Genomic DNA, 16,349 nt, shown 5'->3' on the forward strand with positions numbered 1-16,349 from the left:
TGCTTGGAATTCCATCTTTGCTCCTCATCCTAGACTGCGGTGGGGCGCGGCCAGCGATTGCACACGGGGGAGTATCGATGGAGAAAGACGTGTGCAAGCTTCGCGCTGGGCCCTATATGATGCATTTTACCGGATACCAGCCGGCCAAGCAGGGGAATCAGGAATTTTGCGAGGACATTCCGGAAATCGGCCGCACGGTCATCGTCTTGGATGCCGTCGGCGATGTGCTACGTGATCTGCCCATCGAGGTGCGGTTGTTGCGAGACGCCGGCAACGACGTAGACAGCGAGGCCGTCCTTCGAATCCCGCCAAAACAATATCCGACAGGCTCACTATCGTTTCAGTACACGTTCCCCGAATCCGGGCGCTTTGTGGGCCTCGTGATAGTCGGCGACGGACCGAAATACGTATCGAGATTTCCGTTTTCGGTTGGTTACGGCAACGGGATTTGGGTCCGATATAGGGACAGTTTCGCAATCGTTCTAGGAACGCTGGCAGCCGGGGCCGCCCTGTTTTGGTACTCCACGTTGCGCAAGGAAAGCTAGGCTAGCACTTTGTCGGCCGCTGTCCGGCAATAAGGGTCACACTCATGTCTCACGAAAAACACGGAAACAAGAGCGATTATATCCGAGTAGCGACGGGGCCGTCACTCGATCATGCTGGCACGCCAAACTTGACCGCCGGCACCGGCAGGGCGCGAACTAGGCTGATTCAAGGGACGGTAAAAGAACTCTCCTCCGCAAGCAGGCGTCCGGTATCAGCGCTTGGCATCACGTTGCTGTGCGTTGGCCTCGTGTGCCTGCCGACGGCCGCCTCTGCACATGCCGCTCTCGTGAAGTCCGATCCCGCGAGCCGGGCAGTGTTAGCTCATTCGCCGCAGCAGATCGAACTGTGCTTCAACGAACGCATAGAGCTCAAGTTTTCGAAAGTGGAGCTCAAGAACGCCAATGGTCAGTCGCTAACGCTCGGCGATTTGAAAGCAGGCAATGATCCGAAGTGCATGGTAACGGCAGTATCTGACATGAGACCGGGGAGCTATTCGGTTCATTACCGCGTGCTCTCGCAAGACGGGCATGTGGTGGACTACGGCTATCAGTTCACCGTCGAGCAACGTTAGGCATGCGGAATGACGGTATTGTTTCCAGCTCTGTGTAAGGCCATCGCTGACATTGCGCTTGCATGGGTCATAGGCGGAGTACTCTTTCTGTTGCTGGCAGCGCCGTCTTCCGATCCGTTACTTGCCGCTTGGCAAAGACGAGTGCAGGTGAGCTTTCTCTGGGCGGCCGGCATTCACCTCTTCGCTACCGCTGGGTTATTTATCGCTCAAGTCGCGATTGCGACAGATATGGCACTATCGGAGATAGTCGCGGCTGGCCAGACGCTGGAAAGCTTCGGATTTGACACACATTACGGTCGGATCACGCTTGCAAGGTTAGCGCTCTCTCTTCTTTTGCTGCTGCCGACAGCGATCCTAATTCGCGGCTGGTCGAGGGAGCAGCAACGTTTAGCCTCAATCGTGACAGCCTGGACAGCAGCACTGATCGCGCTGATTGGTCCACTTGCTGGACACGCCGCCGGGGAAGACGACAGCCGTTGGCTCGTTCCGACCCATCAACTTCACGTGCTCGCGGTTTCGGCTTGGCTTGGGGCCTTACCGGCTTGGATCTGGCTGGTGGCTTCGGTCGCTGTCACCCCCACGGAGACTCGGCGCGTCTATGTCGCAGCGACGCTGCGACGTTTCTCCCAACTAGCAATCGGTTTCGTGGTCGCCGTCGTCGCGTCAGGTTTGGTGCTCGCGTTTAGCTCCGCTAGTTCGGCTGGCGAGTGGCTTGGCACGACCTACGGTCAACTAATTATAACGAAGCTTGCTCTACTTGCATGCATCCTGTTGGTGGCCAATCGGATTCGCACGCGCTTCCTACCCGTCATGGAAACCGTAGGAGCAAAACCCGCGGCTTTTCTTGCAGGAGCTGGATGGGCAGCAACTGAATTCTTTTGCGGTGTTCTGATCGTCGGCTGCGCAGCCGCGCTCTCAACAGTCATACCAGCACGACATGATCAGCCCATCTGGCGGCTGCCGTTTCGCTTTTCGATCGAAGCCACGTGGCCGGCGTGGCCGACGCCTGTTATCGCGGCGGGCGCCTTCTCACTAGCACTATTGTCACTCTTCTGGGGCCTACTCGTTTGTTTGAGAAAGCCGCAAAAGGCAAAAGCAGTTGCAGCAGGCGCCGCCGCCGTTATTTCGGTCGCAGGCGGTCTGTGGCAGATATCCGTGCAAGCCTATCCCGATACTTACCGCCGCCCGTCGGTTGCCTATTCGACGATATCAATAACCAATGGAAAGCGTCTATTTGCCCAGAATTGTGCGGCTTGCCACGGCAGCGGAGGGCTTGGCGATGGTCCGGCGGCATCGACCCTTCCCAAGCCGCCCGCGAATTTGAGCGAACCGCATACTGTGCTGCACACGGCCGGCGACATGTTTTGGTGGCTTAGCCATGGAATTCCAAAAAGCGGCATGCCCGGATTTGCTGATGTATTGGACGAACAGGCCCGTTGGGATGTGATCAACTTCCTGCGGACGTTTTCAGAGGGATTTCAGGCGCGCATCCTGTCGCCTGAAATCGTACCCGATCATCCGTGGCTGGGGGCTCCAAACTTTTTCTTAGAGGACGAGAATGGGGCGGAGAGGGAGCTGAAGGACTTCCGTGAGCAAAGCAATGTGCTGCTCGTGTTTCCCGAAAAGTCCGACGCAATGCGCGTTGAACAGCTACGCCTTGAGCAGAAAAGATTCCGGAAAGAACGATTGTGGGCGATTATCGTGTCGCCGGACGCAACGCTGGCGGCGGGCGTCCCAAATGTCCGGCATGGAGCACAAGAGGTTAGAGAAAGTTACGATCTGCTCTCCCGGAGCACTACAAATCGTGGAGATCCCAAGCGTTTGGAAATGGGAAGACATTCCATGGAATTCCTAATCGACAGGTTCGGATACATCCGTGCGCGCTGGTTGCAAGCGGAGGACGAATGTGGTTGGCAAAATTCCGACGAGCTGATCTCGCAGGTCCGAGTTCTCAATAGAGAGTCCAAAATTCTCCCGCCACCCGCGCAACATGTGCACTGAATTAGTGGAAATCTTTCAGGGCTCGCAAACAAAGGAGGAAAGCATGCAAATATCATCCCGTCCCAACCGGTTTGGCGATCGATTCGAACAGTTCATTTGGTGCATGATTCTTGTGGCTGGCGCTCTGGTCGCGGCTCCAGCCCACGCACAACACCATGAGCCGGGCATGCACCATATGCACGGGTCTGACGGTGCGCCTGTTGCGAGATCGGGAAATACCGGCGAGCTGCCCGCATTGAAGATCCTCCTGCCGCAATCGGGTAATACCATCGGCGAGCGTGTTGCTTTCGTTTTCCAAGCCGACGATAACATCGCAGAAATGACCATGAGCTCTGCCAATGCGAGCGTTCATCTGCATGTTGCGATGGACGAAACCGAGCTCATGCCAATGGCAGACCAGCTGATCCAGCTTGGTGATGGCCGCTATCTCTATGTTTTTGATCTCCCTGCCAAGCCTGGTCGGCACACAATAAGACTCTATTGGGCGGATCCGCAGCATCACACAATCTCCGAGACGGTACAGACCCTCAACGTGGTTGTGAAGGAATCAAAATGAGCAAGCCGTCAATCATTGGGGGCTTAGGTGTGAGCCATTATCAGGAAAGTCTTGCGCGTGCGCTAGCTGATCCGGAGGGATTGTGGGCGGAAGCTGCGAAAGAGGTTGATTGGATCGAGTGGCCGAGAAAGATCTTCGATCCATCAATGGGCATCTACGGCCGTTGGTGCGCCGGCGGAGCGGTCAACACTTGCTACAACACGCTCGATCGCCATGTCGCACATGGCAGCTGCGCGGCGGCCGGATCACGCGGTTCTTCGCCGCGCAGTTCCTCGGCGGCTTCAATGGGCGCCTCCTGCAATGCGGCGCGTGACGAGCGCTGATCTGACGTGAGTTGCGGCGTATCCCTCCGCCAAAGCTTTCAATTACCCACAAATGCTTGATTCGATGGCGGTAGTCCTGATCGAAAAATCTTGAATCGGATGAATCGCTTGTGATTCATTGTCGGGCACCTGAAACGCGATTGGCCCGACGCCCGGCGCACTCATCAGGCGGCGACAATGTGCATCTTGCTCCGCGATCTCGTTGATCTCCTTGGTGACTAACGCGACGCGACGGTCGAGATAGCGCCAGTCCTCGGCCAAGTCCTGGATGAGCCGAACCACCCGAGGTGACAGGCTTTCCGAAGGCATCGAGAGGATTTGGGGGAGCGCCAATCGGAGTGCTGCCGCTCCCTGCCGCACTGGTAGCCCTCGCTCAAGCAAAAAGCCCCGGATTTGATTGATGACCGCCGTTCTCTGCGTCACCAATCGACTGCGAACTCTGTGGAGTGCCTGCAAATTGAGTTGTTTGGCCGACTTCACTGGGACGAACCGCATTGTCGGCCGCTGAACGGCCTCGGCGATCGCTTCAGCATCCCGAAAATCATTCTTGTGACCTTTGAGGTATGGCTTGACGTACTGTGCCGGCAAGAGCCGGACTTGATGGCCAAATTTCTCGAGCTTGCGCCCTAGATGATGTGCGCCTGCACACGCCTCCATTCCGATCAGACAACGCGGAACATTGGCCAGCGACTGGTCAAGCTGATTTCTCGACCGCTTCTTGCGTAGCGTGATTGCGCCTGTGGCATCGAGACCAACGACATGGAATGTGTTCTTCCCGAGATCGATACCGATCGTGACAATGTTCGTATTCGACATGGCTTGCGCTCCTGCTGCTGCCCCGCCGGGCTCCACGTTGCCGCTGAGAGCGGGCGTGGTCCATGCCATTAACTCATGAGAACTTTCTCGTCGGAGCTCACGCTTCTCGAATGCTCAAGCGCTTCGGGGGCGTGAAATATCGATATTTTCCGGTGAGCGTACCGTTAACGAACTGAAGACCGTGATCGCCATAGATGATATCCTCGCGCAAGTAGCCGTCGGCTATGGCCTCTTGATTGTTGCCACCGACTGTCTTGCGGCTAGTCGCGACCCCATGGCGGGCTGACGGCGAGCCGAATATTTCAATTATGGATTCGCGTGGTGTGCCCAGTTTCAAGGCATCAAATTGTTTGGCAGGAATCATTCCTGATGCCTCGATGGACTCAGCTCTCATTGGTGGGAGGTCTTCAGATCCAATTGGCCTACGAGCCACAACTTTCTCGATGCAGTGCGAATGTATTGGAATGCCAGGATGCGAGTCCCATTTAATGTAATGATCAGACCGTAGAATCTCCCAGTCTGCTTCCGCATAGATGGCCTCCAGCTCTCCACGCGAGAACGACTTCTTGTGACCGGACACCAAACTCTCCTTCGAAATAGGATGGTCTGGTTGATCGAGAGTATTGGTGAAGCAATGAAATCCTCCCGGCCGAGTCCTATCGATGAAGGCCGTGACGAGCGGTTTCCAGACGCTCCGTTCCGTGAAATGCAATACGGAATGCGCTATAAGGACGTCGAGGTAAGCAGGCGGCCGGAAATCTTCAACGCGAACAACTCCGCTCGTAATGTTCACGCCAAGATCGCCTGCGAGCCGGTTCAGCTTGGAGATAGCGGCTTCAGAGATGTCAGTCGCGATCACCTGATGATCAAAATGGGCCAGATAGAGAGCATTGCGCCCCTCGCCGCAACCCAGCTCGACAACCACGCTCTTCGCGCGGAGAGCTGGCGCGATCTCGAAGATTTCGGGGCTAGGACCACCCATAGACGAAACGTTGTGGTCGGCGTAGCCCGAATCCCACCAACAAGGTGAATTCGCCACCTCTTTCATACTGAACCTCACGCCGCCTGATATTGCTCCTCAAGGCGAACCATCGTGTCGGAGTAAAACATCCGAGCTATAATGCTTGAATATTTGAACCCCTTTTGAGTGAGCTGACAAACATCATCATCTGCCAAATTGACGAGTTGCAAAGACTCGAGCGCCTTGAGTTCTTCACCAAAATCATTTGCTAGTGCTCGTCCGGATATGGCAGCGTACTTCTTTCTGCTTAAAGCTGACAATGTGAGGCCAAGCAGCGCGTAACGACGCGCAACATCTTCCGACGTCAGTTTAATTCCGTGTGATGCTATCGCCCCAGAATCGAACGGTCGATCCGAGAATGCGCTGATGATGCGCGAAGCCGCGCGCCCGTCTACGGCATAATCAGTGCTATAGTGATATTGGCCGAGGTAGCTTCTAGCACCAGCTCCTAATCCTAGCAGGGGTGTCCCCTCGAAGTCCGACATCTCCTGCCGGTAGGCATGGTCGCCAGTCATCCTCGTGAAACGTGTGAAGGATTCTTGACGGTAGCCTTTGGACGCCATCAGAGCAACGTTCTGATCGTAGACTTCATACTTTTCCGCTTCAGAGAAAAATAGCTCAGGATCGCACATTTTCGAGGTAATGACGTTCGTCATCGGACGAATAACAACGGGATAGAGAGAAATTGTCTGCGGCTCATAGTCGAGCACGCGGCCAAGCGAAAGGATCCAAGAGTTGAGGGTTTGGCCACGCAGGCCGTAAATCAGATCAAGATTGACGTGAGAAAAGCGCTTGATGAGGGCTTCGATTGCCGCTTTTGCGATCTCGATCGAATATGGCCGACCACAGTGCGCAAGCTCGCCGGGCTCCATACTTTGGATGCCCATGCTCATTCTGTTGACGCCAAGTGCCTGCAAGCAATCCATAAGGTTGTTGTCGAAAGAGTCCGGTGCGCCCTCGACCGTAATCTCGCATCGCCGGCTTCGTTTTGGAAATGCAGTATCGAGGGCGGCGAATATCTCGCTAAATTGATGCTTCGTTAGCAGCGTCGGAGTGCCGCCGCCGAAATAGATACTGACAACCTCTTGATCTCCAAAGTACTCTCCATAACGAGCGATGTGCTCTACCAACCGACCAACATAAGACTCCTGGGTTCCGTGCCTATTGCGCGTTGTAAGGAGAGTGCAATAGGTGCAGCGGTAACGACAGAACGGAATGTGGACATAGATGTTGATTTGCTTTGAGCGATTAACCTGCTCAATAACATCAGCGATGCGGAGTGGTTGCCGGAAAGCCCTATACGCGCGCTTCGAAGGATAGCCATAAACATATGTTGGCAGCTCCTTCTTCTCTATCTTCGTCCGAAGAAATTCCAGACGATCCATGACTTAACCCCTCGGTCGTCGTGCGTGACCCGGAGGTCATGGACTCCGCTCGGCCGCTCTTGCCGCCGCGCAAAGAGGGACACTCAAGAGTCGTGCCAAGCCCGCGAAGTGTCCCAGAGAAGGTCGTTCTGCGTTCTATTCAATGGCTTAACTGCGAGCGCGGGACAGCACGTCGCGCGAACATCACTGTGTCTCAGGAGCGACAAACCCGACAACAGGGGCAACGTACCTAAGCCCAGTATGTCCTTTGGCGCCAGCATAGCGGCGCCACCGGTCTCCGTCACAGTCGAGCCGCCGTCGCGTATGAAGGCGCGGCGGCTCGACATCGGAGAGCGCAGATGCCGTAGGTTCTTTACGTGGGGCTCGACGTTCACAAAGCCAGCATTTCGGTGACTGTGGCGGAGGATGGACGGAACAGGACGGTGGGTTTCATCGGCTTTCAATTACCCATAACTTTGACCACTCGGGCTGATCCGCTGATCGGCGAAATCTTGAATCGAAAGAATTACTTGTGATTCCTTGCTGAGCACCTGAGTCGCGAAGGGGTGCTCTATGGGGCTGACATTAAGGGATCGATCGGCAAAAGGCTGTTTGCGGTCCTTGGGAGGCGATTGTTGGATTGATCGAGAGAGTAGTGGATGCGAGTTTAGGGACGCGCGGCTCGGCGACAGATTCCGCAAACTGCTCACGCAGATTGGAACCGCCATGGGACAAAGCATTCCGCTCGTCTGCCAGGATTGGGCGAATGCCAAGGCAGCCTACCGCTTCTTCTCCAATGACCGGGTCAGTCGAAGCGGACATTCTGGCCGGCCATTTCCAATCGACACGTGATCGTGCCGCCGCCGCTGAAGGTCTCGCTCTTGTGCTGCACGATACAACCGAGTTCAGCTATCAACGCGAGAAGTCAGAAGCGATCGGCGTCACCAAGAGCATAAACAGTGGACGGGATAAGGCAGGTCGCCTCAGATCGAACACGGTTTGCGGCATCCTGATGCATTCCAGCCTCGCGGTGACAATCGAGGGGGCGCCGCTGGGGTTGGCGGCCGTTAAGTTCTGGACCCGGAAGAAATTCAAGGGACGGCAGCGCTTAAAAAGAAGATCAATCCTGAAGTGGACCCCGGGAGGAGGACCACTGACGCCGCCTTCTTAGTTGGAAGTCTCGCCGCTCCGATTTTCTGATATCAGGCCGCGAGGGCCTCTGTCTGCGTCTGTTGTTGAGGTTGTGGGCATGTGGGCAACGCCTCTTCGGCGTTGTCCACCATGTCCACAGCCTTTGCCGTAGCGCCGGCGCGCCAGACCGCCATCGGGGTGCGATAGCCGTGTGCCTGGTGCGGGCGCTCCTCGTTGTACAACAAGGCTTGAGAACGCCCACGGGACCGTATGCCGTGAGGTTCTGTACCGGTTTCACCCTTGGGCAGGCCGCGAGGTTTTCGTCCATGCTGTGATCGACAAGGCGGACGGCGTTGTTTTCCGCTGCACGCTGGATGGATCGGAGACGCAGCGTTTTCTGAAGATCCCATCCTGGATGTTCGACCGCGCCATGTGCTCGGGGTTGCAGCCTAACGGCAGAGCCCTTTGTCAGCCTGGAAGCGCTCAACGCGTTGTCGTCGCTTCTCGATTCAGTGGTCAAGAGCGCGGCTTCATCATTGAATGAACTGCTTTCCGGTGCATGCGGAGTCTCTCACGACCAGAATCGGGGAGAGGCTCATGGCAAGCAGGACGGCGATATCGGCGAAGCCGGTTCGGTGCAACCGGCGGTTCGGCATGCATCAGATGGGCCTGTTCGCGGGTGGCATCGCGCACAGCGCCGTTGGGGTTCCAGAGTGGCGGGAGCTGCCGAAAGAGGCGCAGGATGCGCTGGTGAACCTGATGACGCAGCTGGTGCTGGACCATGCGCGGCTGAGCGCAACGCTCGCGAAGAGGGAAGACGGTCATGATCAGTGACAAGGTCCGCCCTCACCACCTTGAGCGCAAGGCGATCCTCTATGTGCGCCAGTCCTCCGCCCATCAGGTGCTGCACAATCGTGAGAGCAGCGCGTTGCAATACGCGATGCGCGACCGATTGACGGCGCTGGGGTGGTCCAAGATCGAGGTGATCGACGATGATCTTGGACGTTCCGCTGCCGGCGGCGTCCAGCGCGCGGGCTTTGAGCGGATGGTGGCCGAAGTCTGCCTCGGCAAGGTCGGCGCAGTCTGTGCGCGGGAGGTCTCGCGCTTCGCCCGCAATAGCCGGGATTGGCAACAGCTGATCGAGATGTGTCGCGTCGTCGACACGGTGCTGGTTGACCAGGAAGCTGTCTATGCTCCGCGGCATGGCAACGACCGACTGCTTCTGTGGCTGAAGGGTAGCCTCAACGAGTATGAGCTGGACCTTTTGCGACAACGCTCGCTCTCGGCACGCTACGAGAGGGCCCGCCGCGGCGAACTGGTTGTGTCGACGCCGGTCGGTTTTGTGAAGGTCGGTGATCGCTACGAGAAGGATCCGGACCGACGTGTGCAGGAGCCATTACGCTCGTCTTCGACAAGATCGAGGAACTCGGGACCGCGCGGCAGGCGCTGCTATGGTTCCATGAGCACGGCCTCGACCTACCGGTGAAGCAGCCGAACGGCCACACAGCCTGGCGGCGGCCCAGCTACGCGACCCTCCACAGGATGGTCGAGAACCCGGTCTACGGCGGAGCCTACGCCTATGGTAGAACAGCCGTAGCGACGGGGTACGGCGTCCATGGCGCAGGCGCAAAGATCCGCCGGAAGGCGCGCGCGGAGTGGCTCGCCCTCAAGCCGGACGCCACGAAGGCTATGTGAACTGGGAGAGGTTCGAAGCGATCCGTACAATGGTCTCCAGTAACGTGCCCACGAGCCGGCATCATGGCGAGGCGCTGCTCGCTGGGCTCATCCGCTGCCGGCGTTGAGCCGCAAGCTGACGCTGCGCTACAGCGGTATGAACAATCACATCCCACGTTACAGCTGCTCGCGCGGCTGGATGGACAACGGCGAACCGCGCTGCATCGCGTTCGGTGGCTTGCGCGTCGATGACGCGATCGAAGAGGCACTGCTCGGCGTTGTCGACCCCGGCGCCGTCGCGGCGGCTACGGCCGCCGCAGCCCAGGCCACACATCAGAGGGATCAAGTTCGCGAAGCGCTCGGCCGTGATCGCGAAGCGGCCCGTTACGCCTCCGATCGCGCCTTCCGGCAATATGACGCCGCTGATCCGGCAAACCGCCTGGTTGCCGCAGAGCTTGAGGCGCGCTGGAATCGCTCGCTTGCCCGCGTCGCGGAGGTAGAGAGCAAGATTGCCGCACATGACGCGGCGACCGCACCGACAGCGATCGATCCAAAGCTGCTCAGCGTTCTGGCCTCAAACCTCAAGTCAGTCTGGTCAGGGCCGACCATCGATGCCCGGCTGAAGAAGCGCATCGTCCGTACGCTGATACACGAGGTCGTTGCCGATATCGATGACGAAGCGTCCGAGATCGTTCTCGTCGTGCATTGGGCAGGCGGCGCTCACAGCGAGATGCGGCTATCGAAGCGTCGACGTGGGCAGCGTTACAGCACCTCCGACGACATCATCGCAGCCATCCGGCAACCGGTGCTGATCGCCAGCGACGACCTGATTGCGGGCCTGCTCAACCGCAACGGCCTCAAGACGGGCAACGGCAACCGTTGGACCCGCGAGCGCGTCACAACCACGCGATCTTATCATCGGATACCCGTCTTCCGGCGGGCCGAGGATAGCGTCGAGCCATGGCTCAATCTCTCCGACGCCGCCAGGCTTCTCAAGGTCGCATCCAAGACGCTGCGCTTGGCCGCAGAAGCTGGTCAGATCGAAGCCGTCCACCCTCTACCGGATGGGCCATGGATCTTCGCGCGCGCGGCCTTGACCACGGATGCCGCCACATCCATCACCGAACGTGTGCGGCAGAACCCAAGATACCCCGCAGGATCGCATCCCAATCAGCAAAATCTCTTCTCTTCAACAACATAGACAAATGGGTGTTCTGATGCGCGGTTGTACAACGAAGAGCGGCCCCATGGAGCCATCGGCAATCGGCCGCCGATTTTGCTGCAAAATCACGCCGGCGCCACCAGTCCGCCAACGTGATCAGAGCGCAAAACTCTAGTTCTGGGTGGTCCAAAGTTCGGTCTCGCTACAAAGAAGCGCAAAACTCTAGTTCTGGGTGGTCCAAACTTCGGTCTCGCTGCAAAAACCCCGAGACTCTAACTGCCGCTGGATGAAAAGCAATGGCAGGTCACTCCTTCGTCAGGCTAATCGCTGTCGCTCAGGGATGCTGCTCATGCACCCTTGAAGCAAGACTCAACTTTCAGGAAAAGTGGGGACTACGCTAGGCCAATGCCACGGCTATCCTTCGAGTGCCGGGTAGCGATGTCCAATTGTTCACCGCATGCGCCCAAGTTAGGTTGTTCAGAATAACAAGATCCCCTGGTTTTAGCTTGAGAATAATCTCGTCACAAAAAAGTTTCTCGTAATCGGCGCCTGAACACCAGCTCCGTCCTGCATTAACGGGGTCCAGTTGGTGCAACTCAAAACCGTCCGGCGGGAGCTTGAGAAGTTCGCGCTCCTGCAACATCCGAACGAAAAAGTGAAGACAGCTTTGGTCAACACTACCAATGTTATCCCAAAGGACATTCACATCGCGCCCTAGGAGAAGGGAAAAGTTTCTTTTCGGCCTTGCCATAACAATCGCCAGCAAAAGGCCCGGGATCTCGGATTTAACTTCGGCTACTATTTGGTCATCTGGTACCAAATAGTCATCCGGCGAGCTCAGACGATAAAGTGCTTTTGCACGAGTGATCATGCCCCGAGACAATGGTTTTGATCCAGGCAATATTTTTGTCGTTTTTTCTCGTAAAAGTCCCCATGCCTCACTTGTGTCGTCGATGTTCAATAGGATTGTTTCTCCTCCGTCTTTACTATTCTCGAAACAATAAAAGCACGACAACTGCATATTAGATATTCTATCTCCTTCGGAATGCGGGGTGACAAGCTGATAATCATCTCGGGAATTAACGCTCATGAAGTATTTGTTGATCCGCCGTCGGTGACCAAGAAAATCGGAAAAGCCGGCCTCCAGCTCTAGCTTTTTTTGCAATCCCAGTTCACCGGCAATTTGATGTACGAGGCCGTCCGCCTCGCTCGGTGAGACATTACGAATCAAAATGACACAGTCTCGACTGAGTGCCTCGATCACGCAAGTCACGTCCAAGCCGCTGCACCCAAGGGCCAACAGTATGCGCCGATGTGAGAGATCAGGAGTCAGTTGTGGTTGCGACATTCGCCGTGGACCCGTTCTTCGTCGCTTTCGTCGCCTTACGAGCAAGGGCCGTGCCACAGACGTCAGCGGGCATTAAGCGAAAACGCTACTTAGTGCCGAGCCCCGGCCAATCTACGAAAACGCGATGCGTGGCGAACTTTGTAACATCGAGCGGAATCCCTGCCGCAGGACCCTCTCTCACTCGACGAGCAGACCACCTGGAGAAAGCAGCGGCGAGCATTTTGGCTCGCAAAGGCAATTCGGGCAAGGGGCGGGCGCCCGATCTTGAGTGGTCGTCGCTGTTGACGGCGCGTGCTGTTGTGTTGAGCTCTGTTCGGTTCAAGGCGTTAATGTCCCAAGCCCGACGGCAACCGGCGAGAAGCGAATTGTTTTCTTCAGAATGAGCTCGCAGAAGGTCATTGGCGCGTCCGTTACTTAACGTGAGCGCAAGGAGATTCTGCTGTACGCGCGGTGATGACGGCGGCTGTTGCAGAGCTTCCGACGACTTTGCGGACCGCCCATGCGGTGATCGTCGCCAATGACGTCCGTATTGTTGTGCTGAGCTGTGTCTGGTTCAGGACGTCGATGTCCCAAGTCCGACGGCGGCATTTCGAGCGAGGCGCGTTGTTTCTTCAGGAAACGCTCGCAGTACCTCATTGGTATGTCGATTGCTTGAAATGCGGGGTGATCCGTTACGGGCCTTCATCGTAACCCCTGTCTAAGAGTTCAGATGAAACTTGCTACACCGGTTGGCTCTTGCATCTTTGTTGGTGGTGGTACGCTAGCTGTTAGATGTGCTCAGCTAGTGATGGAGATGGGCCACGTGATCCGGGCGGCGCTGTGTGCCGACGCCATATTCCGCGATTGGGCCGCTCTCGCCGATATCTTGTGTGTGACGAGCATTGAAGAGCTATCTGAGCTGCTCAACGCCGAGCCAGTCGAGTGGATATTTTCCGTTGCCAATCCGTTCATATTGCCAGCAGATGTGTTTGGGAAAGCGCGTAGAGGCGCTTTCAATTACCACGACGGTCCGTTGCCGCGATATGCCGGAACTCATGCGACGTCTTGGGCGCTTCTTGCCCGTGAGACCGAACATGGCATCACGTGGCATCGTATCGATCACGGTGTTGGTACTGGTGAGCTGGTCGTCCAACGCCAAGTGTTGATTGCGACGAGCGATACTGCGCTGACACTGAATCTCAAATGTTATGAGGCTGCTATCGATGGCTTCCGCGAGCTTCTAACTGGCTTAACAAATGGAGAGCTTAGTGCTCGTCCGCAAGCGCTAGCGGACCGAAGCTTTTTTCCGAAAGGTCGACGCCCAGATGCTGCGGGCTGTCTGCGATGGGATCGATCCGCGCAAGATCTGGAAGCGATGACGCGCGCCTTAGACTTTGGCCCGTATCATACCAATCCATTGGGGTTGTCCAAGGCTCTCGTAGGAGATGACGTTGTCGTCGTCAGGCGCTTGGAGGTCACGGCTCGGCGCTCTGGTTTTGCTGCGGGGGCTTTAGTTGAGATCCACCCCAGCCACTGGCGTGTGGCGACAGGGACAGAGGATGTTGATGTTTGGCTTAACAGCTTGGATGGTAAGGCTCTGGATGCGCGGGTACTCGCGAGGCGTTCTGATTCCCATGTAGGCGACCGCCTCCCGATTCTGAGCGATGACGAGGCGCGCAGCATAACGGCTGCGCATGAAATGTTGGCGCCTCGTGAGGGTTTTTGGCGACGGCGGCTTGAACAGTTCAAAACATCCCAGCTTTCCTTTTTGTCCTCTTCAGTAGCTTTGGCTGCACCTCAATGGCAGTTGAGTTCATGGCGAATTCCAGGTGCTTTGGCTGAGCTGTCTCCCAGTAATCGCACGGAATTCTTGCTAACGGCTTGGCTGATCTACCTCGCCCGCATCACGGGAGAATTAGAGCTTCAATTGGGATGGACTCCCGCGCCGAGTGGATCGCGAGCGGGCTTGAAAGCGCTCGAGGTGCTTGTCGCTTCTGTTGTGCCGATGGCAATTACCATCGATCTCGACAATGATTTTGCAGAGGCGCGCACGGTGGTGGCGGCCGAATTCGCTCAGCTGAAGGAGCAGGATAGCTTCGCGCGAGATCTTATTGCGCGCTGCCCAACGTTGCTCGGTATGGAGGCGTTACGATTGCGCCGGCCATGGCCCGTTGGCGTTATGCTTACTGTAAGTGGCGAGTCTGCCGCTGGTGACCTAGCTTCGAGCCCGACTTCTGAGGCAGCCCTGCCCGGTGAGGCGTTAACATTTGAGGTTTGCGCTCTAGATGGGAGCTTTCGATGGCACTTTGATGCAAGTCGCTTGGAGCCCAAGCATATCGACCGTATGACCCAGCATTTGCAAAATTTGCTATGTGCTGTGAAGGCAGATCCGCGGCAGCCGGTGGGGCGGATTGAACTCTTGTCATCCGCTGAGCGTGCGTATCTGCTGGAGGAGCTGAACCGGACGGCATCGGCCTATCCGTCGGACATGTGCATCCACGAGCTGTTCGAGGCACAGGTTCGCCGTGCGCCGGACGCGGTGGCGGTGGTCCATGAGGAGGAGCGGCTAAGCTATGGCGAGCTGAATGCGCGGGCCAACCGCCTGGCGCATCATCTGATCGGGCTCGGGGTGAAGCCGGACCAGCCGGTGGCGATCTGCGTTGCGCGCAACGTGGCGATGGTGGTCGGGCTTTTGGCGATCCTCAAGGCGGGCGGGGCGTACCTGCCGCTGGACCCGGCCTATCCACCGGCGCGGCTGCGGCAGGTTCTCGACGATGCGGCGCCGCGGCTCCTGCTGGCCGATGCGGCCGGCCGATCCGCGCTGGGCGCCGGTGCGTTGGCCGATGTGAGCGTGGTGGATCTGGAGACGGCCATGCCGGCGTGGGCAAACCTGCCGGCGTCGGATCCGGACCCGCGCGCGCTTGGCCTCACCTCACGCCATCTCGCCTATGTGATTTACACCTCCGGATCAACAGGCGCCCCCAAGGGGGTCATGGTCGAGCATCGCGGAGTGGTGCGTCTGGTGGCGGAGAATGATTTCGTCGAGATCTCGCCGCAGGACGTTTTTCTCAACGCTTCCTCGCCGACATTCGATGCGACCACGTTCGAAGTTTGGGGAGCCTTGGCGAACGGCGCCAGTGTTGTGCTCTATCCTGAACGCTATCTCTCGACGGCAACGCTGGCCCGGATCATCCAAGACCAAGGCATCACTATCGCTTGGATGACTGCGCGGTTGTTCGACGTCTATGTCGGGGAGGGGCGGAGCACCAGTGGGCTGCAGCAACTGCTGGTCGGGGGCGAAGAGGTCTCGGCCACTTCCATCAGAGCATGTCAGAAGCGACATCCGACGCTGCGAATCTCAAATGGCTACGGCCCGACCGAGAACACCACCTTCAGTCTCTGCTACCCGGTGCCTGCTGGCTTCGATGGCCAGCAGCGGGTGCCACTGGGACGACCAATCCGGAATTCGGTGGTCTATCTGCTGGACGGTCATGGTGCGCCGGTTCCGTTCGGCGCGGTCGGGGAGCTCTACGTCGGCGGGGCGGGGGTGGCGCGCGGTTATCTGAACCGGCCCGAGCTGACCGCGGAGCGGTTCATCGCCAGTCCCTTTGTGGACGGCGACCGGCTGTACCGCACCGGCGATCTGGCGCGCTATCTGCCGGACGGCAATCTTGAGTTTTTGGGCCGCAACGACGACCAGGTGAAGATCCGCGGCTTCCGCATCGAGCCCGGTGAGATCGCGACGCGGGTCGCCGAGCATCCGTTTGTGCGCGAGGCGGTGGTGGTGGTGCAGCAGGACGGTGCCGGCGAGCAGCGGCTGGTGGCCTATGTGGTGTGTGCGCATGAAGCTCAATCGG

General features: G+C 57.6%; 15 protein-coding genes and 1 pseudogene. 12 read left to right on the forward strand and 4 right to left on the reverse strand.

Annotated elements, in window-relative coordinates:
* Nucleotides 1-77: 77 nt before the first annotated feature.
* The 5 genes from CVM73_RS19645 to CVM73_RS19665 are packed head-to-tail and all read left to right on the forward strand — an operon-like array spanning nucleotide 78 to nucleotide 3,997.
* A complete protein-coding gene (locus CVM73_RS19645) occupies nucleotides 78-545 on the forward strand; it encodes a hypothetical protein (protein ID WP_100233523.1) in 468 nt (155 codons plus the stop codon).
* A 44-nt stretch (nucleotides 546-589) separates the two neighbouring features.
* The gene (locus CVM73_RS19650; protein ID WP_100233524.1) at nucleotides 590-1,117 is read left to right on the forward strand and encodes a copper resistance CopC family protein; all 528 of its coding nucleotides are present in this window, start codon (nucleotides 590-592) and stop codon (nucleotides 1,115-1,117) included.
* 9 nt (nucleotides 1,118-1,126) lie between these two features.
* On the forward strand, nucleotides 1,127-3,118 hold the full coding sequence (locus CVM73_RS19655) for a c-type cytochrome (protein ID WP_100233525.1): 1,992 nt from the start codon (nucleotides 1,127-1,129) through the stop codon (nucleotides 3,116-3,118).
* A 43-nt stretch (nucleotides 3,119-3,161) separates the two neighbouring features.
* Entirely contained in the window at nucleotides 3,162-3,674 is a 513-nt protein-coding gene (locus CVM73_RS19660) for a hypothetical protein (RefSeq protein ID WP_146006628.1), read from the forward strand.
* On the forward strand, nucleotides 3,671-3,997 hold the full coding sequence (locus CVM73_RS19665) for an acetyl-coenzyme A synthetase N-terminal domain-containing protein (RefSeq protein WP_100233527.1): 327 nt from the start codon (nucleotides 3,671-3,673) through the stop codon (nucleotides 3,995-3,997). The genes CVM73_RS19660 and CVM73_RS19665 overlap by 4 nt, the downstream gene beginning before the upstream one ends.
* Nucleotides 3,998-4,135: 138 nt before the next feature.
* On the opposite strand, the pseudogene CVM73_RS19670 reads toward CVM73_RS19665, so the two are convergent.
* From CVM73_RS19670 to CVM73_RS19680, 3 genes and pseudogenes are all read right to left on the reverse strand, one after another.
* Nucleotides 4,136-4,813 (reverse strand): annotated as a pseudogene (locus tag CVM73_RS19670) (IS110 family RNA-guided transposase); the annotation flags it as partial.
* 97 nt (nucleotides 4,814-4,910) lie between these two features.
* Entirely contained in the window at nucleotides 4,911-5,861 is a 951-nt protein-coding gene (locus CVM73_RS19675) for a class I SAM-dependent methyltransferase (RefSeq protein ID WP_100233528.1), read from the reverse strand.
* Between the two features lie 8 nt (nucleotides 5,862-5,869).
* Nucleotides 5,870-7,219 carry a coproporphyrinogen-III oxidase family protein gene (locus tag CVM73_RS19680; protein WP_100233529.1) on the reverse strand — a complete coding sequence of 450 codons (1,350 nt, stop codon included), beginning with the start codon at nucleotides 7,217-7,219 and terminating at the stop codon, nucleotides 5,870-5,872.
* 552 nt (nucleotides 7,220-7,771) lie between these two features.
* Between CVM73_RS19680 and CVM73_RS41085 the strand changes: the two genes are divergently transcribed.
* The 6 genes from CVM73_RS41085 (at nucleotide 7,772) to CVM73_RS41105 (ending at nucleotide 11,204) form a co-directional block, all read left to right on the forward strand.
* A complete protein-coding gene (locus CVM73_RS41085) occupies nucleotides 7,772-8,050 on the forward strand; it encodes an IS4/Tn5 family transposase DNA-binding protein (RefSeq protein ID WP_245452367.1) in 279 nt (92 codons plus the stop codon).
* The gene (locus tag CVM73_RS41090) at nucleotides 7,965-8,369 is read left to right on the forward strand and encodes a hypothetical protein (protein ID WP_245452375.1); all 405 of its coding nucleotides are present in this window, start codon (nucleotides 7,965-7,967) and stop codon (nucleotides 8,367-8,369) included. Before CVM73_RS41085 ends, CVM73_RS41090 begins: the two co-directional genes overlap by 86 nt.
* Nucleotides 8,370-8,983: 614 nt before the next feature.
* Complete coding sequence (locus CVM73_RS19690; RefSeq protein WP_208639226.1) at nucleotides 8,984-9,163, forward strand: hypothetical protein; 180 nt, start codon at nucleotides 8,984-8,986, stop codon at nucleotides 9,161-9,163.
* Nucleotides 9,153-9,815, forward strand: coding sequence for a recombinase family protein (locus CVM73_RS41095; RefSeq protein ID WP_245452368.1), 663 nt, complete (start codon nucleotides 9,153-9,155; stop codon nucleotides 9,813-9,815). Before CVM73_RS19690 ends, CVM73_RS41095 begins: the two co-directional genes overlap by 11 nt.
* Nucleotides 9,776-10,024, forward strand: a complete 249-nt coding sequence (locus CVM73_RS41100) for a recombinase family protein (protein ID WP_245452374.1) — start codon at nucleotides 9,776-9,778, stop codon at nucleotides 10,022-10,024. Before CVM73_RS41095 ends, CVM73_RS41100 begins: the two co-directional genes overlap by 40 nt.
* A 103-nt stretch (nucleotides 10,025-10,127) precedes the next feature.
* A complete protein-coding gene (locus CVM73_RS41105; RefSeq protein WP_245452369.1) occupies nucleotides 10,128-11,204 on the forward strand; it encodes a MerR family transcriptional regulator in 1,077 nt (358 codons plus the stop codon).
* A gap of 358 nt (nucleotides 11,205-11,562) precedes the next feature.
* Here the strand turns inward: CVM73_RS41105 and CVM73_RS39280 are convergent, their stop codons facing one another.
* Complete coding sequence (locus CVM73_RS39280; protein WP_146006630.1) at nucleotides 11,563-12,429, reverse strand: hypothetical protein; 867 nt, start codon at nucleotides 12,427-12,429, stop codon at nucleotides 11,563-11,565.
* An 877-nt stretch (nucleotides 12,430-13,306) separates the two neighbouring features.
* Here CVM73_RS39280 and CVM73_RS19710 point away from each other — a divergent pair.
* On the forward strand, nucleotides 13,307-16,349 hold a 3,043-nt coding region (locus CVM73_RS19710), incomplete at its 3' end, for an amino acid adenylation domain-containing protein (protein WP_158237590.1).

This window comes from Bradyrhizobium forestalis (genome assembly GCF_002795245.1).
In the GTDB taxonomy this organism is placed as follows: domain Bacteria; phylum Pseudomonadota; class Alphaproteobacteria; order Rhizobiales; family Xanthobacteraceae; genus Bradyrhizobium; species Bradyrhizobium forestalis.

What these genes read in the sequence shown, in the direction of transcription:
- CVM73_RS19645 (WP_100233523.1), top strand. Translation starts at nt 78, where the DNA reads ATGGAGAAAGACGTGTGCAAGCTTCGCGCTGGGCCCTATATGATGCAT.
- CVM73_RS19650 (WP_100233524.1), top strand. Translation starts at nt 590, where the DNA reads ATGTCTCACGAAAAACACGGAAACAAGAGCGATTATATCCGAGTAGCG.
- CVM73_RS19655 (WP_100233525.1), top strand. Translation starts at nt 1,127, where the DNA reads ATGACGGTATTGTTTCCAGCTCTGTGTAAGGCCATCGCTGACATTGCG.
- CVM73_RS19660 (WP_146006628.1), top strand. Translation starts at nt 3,162, where the DNA reads ATGCAAATATCATCCCGTCCCAACCGGTTTGGCGATCGATTCGAACAG.
- CVM73_RS19665 (WP_100233527.1), top strand. Translation starts at nt 3,671, where the DNA reads ATGAGCAAGCCGTCAATCATTGGGGGCTTAGGTGTGAGCCATTATCAG.
- CVM73_RS19675 (WP_100233528.1), bottom strand. Translation starts at nt 5,861, where the DNA reads ATGAAAGAGGTGGCGAATTCACCTTGTTGGTGGGATTCGGGCTACGCC.
- CVM73_RS19680 (WP_100233529.1), bottom strand. Translation starts at nt 7,219, where the DNA reads ATGGATCGTCTGGAATTTCTTCGGACGAAGATAGAGAAGAAGGAGCTG.
- CVM73_RS41085 (WP_245452367.1), top strand. Translation starts at nt 7,772, where the DNA reads ATGGGGCTGACATTAAGGGATCGATCGGCAAAAGGCTGTTTGCGGTCC.
- CVM73_RS41090 (WP_245452375.1), top strand. Translation starts at nt 7,965, where the DNA reads ATGCCAAGGCAGCCTACCGCTTCTTCTCCAATGACCGGGTCAGTCGAA.
- CVM73_RS19690 (WP_208639226.1), top strand. Translation starts at nt 8,984, where the DNA reads ATGCATCAGATGGGCCTGTTCGCGGGTGGCATCGCGCACAGCGCCGTT.
- CVM73_RS41095 (WP_245452368.1), top strand. Translation starts at nt 9,153, where the DNA reads ATGATCAGTGACAAGGTCCGCCCTCACCACCTTGAGCGCAAGGCGATC.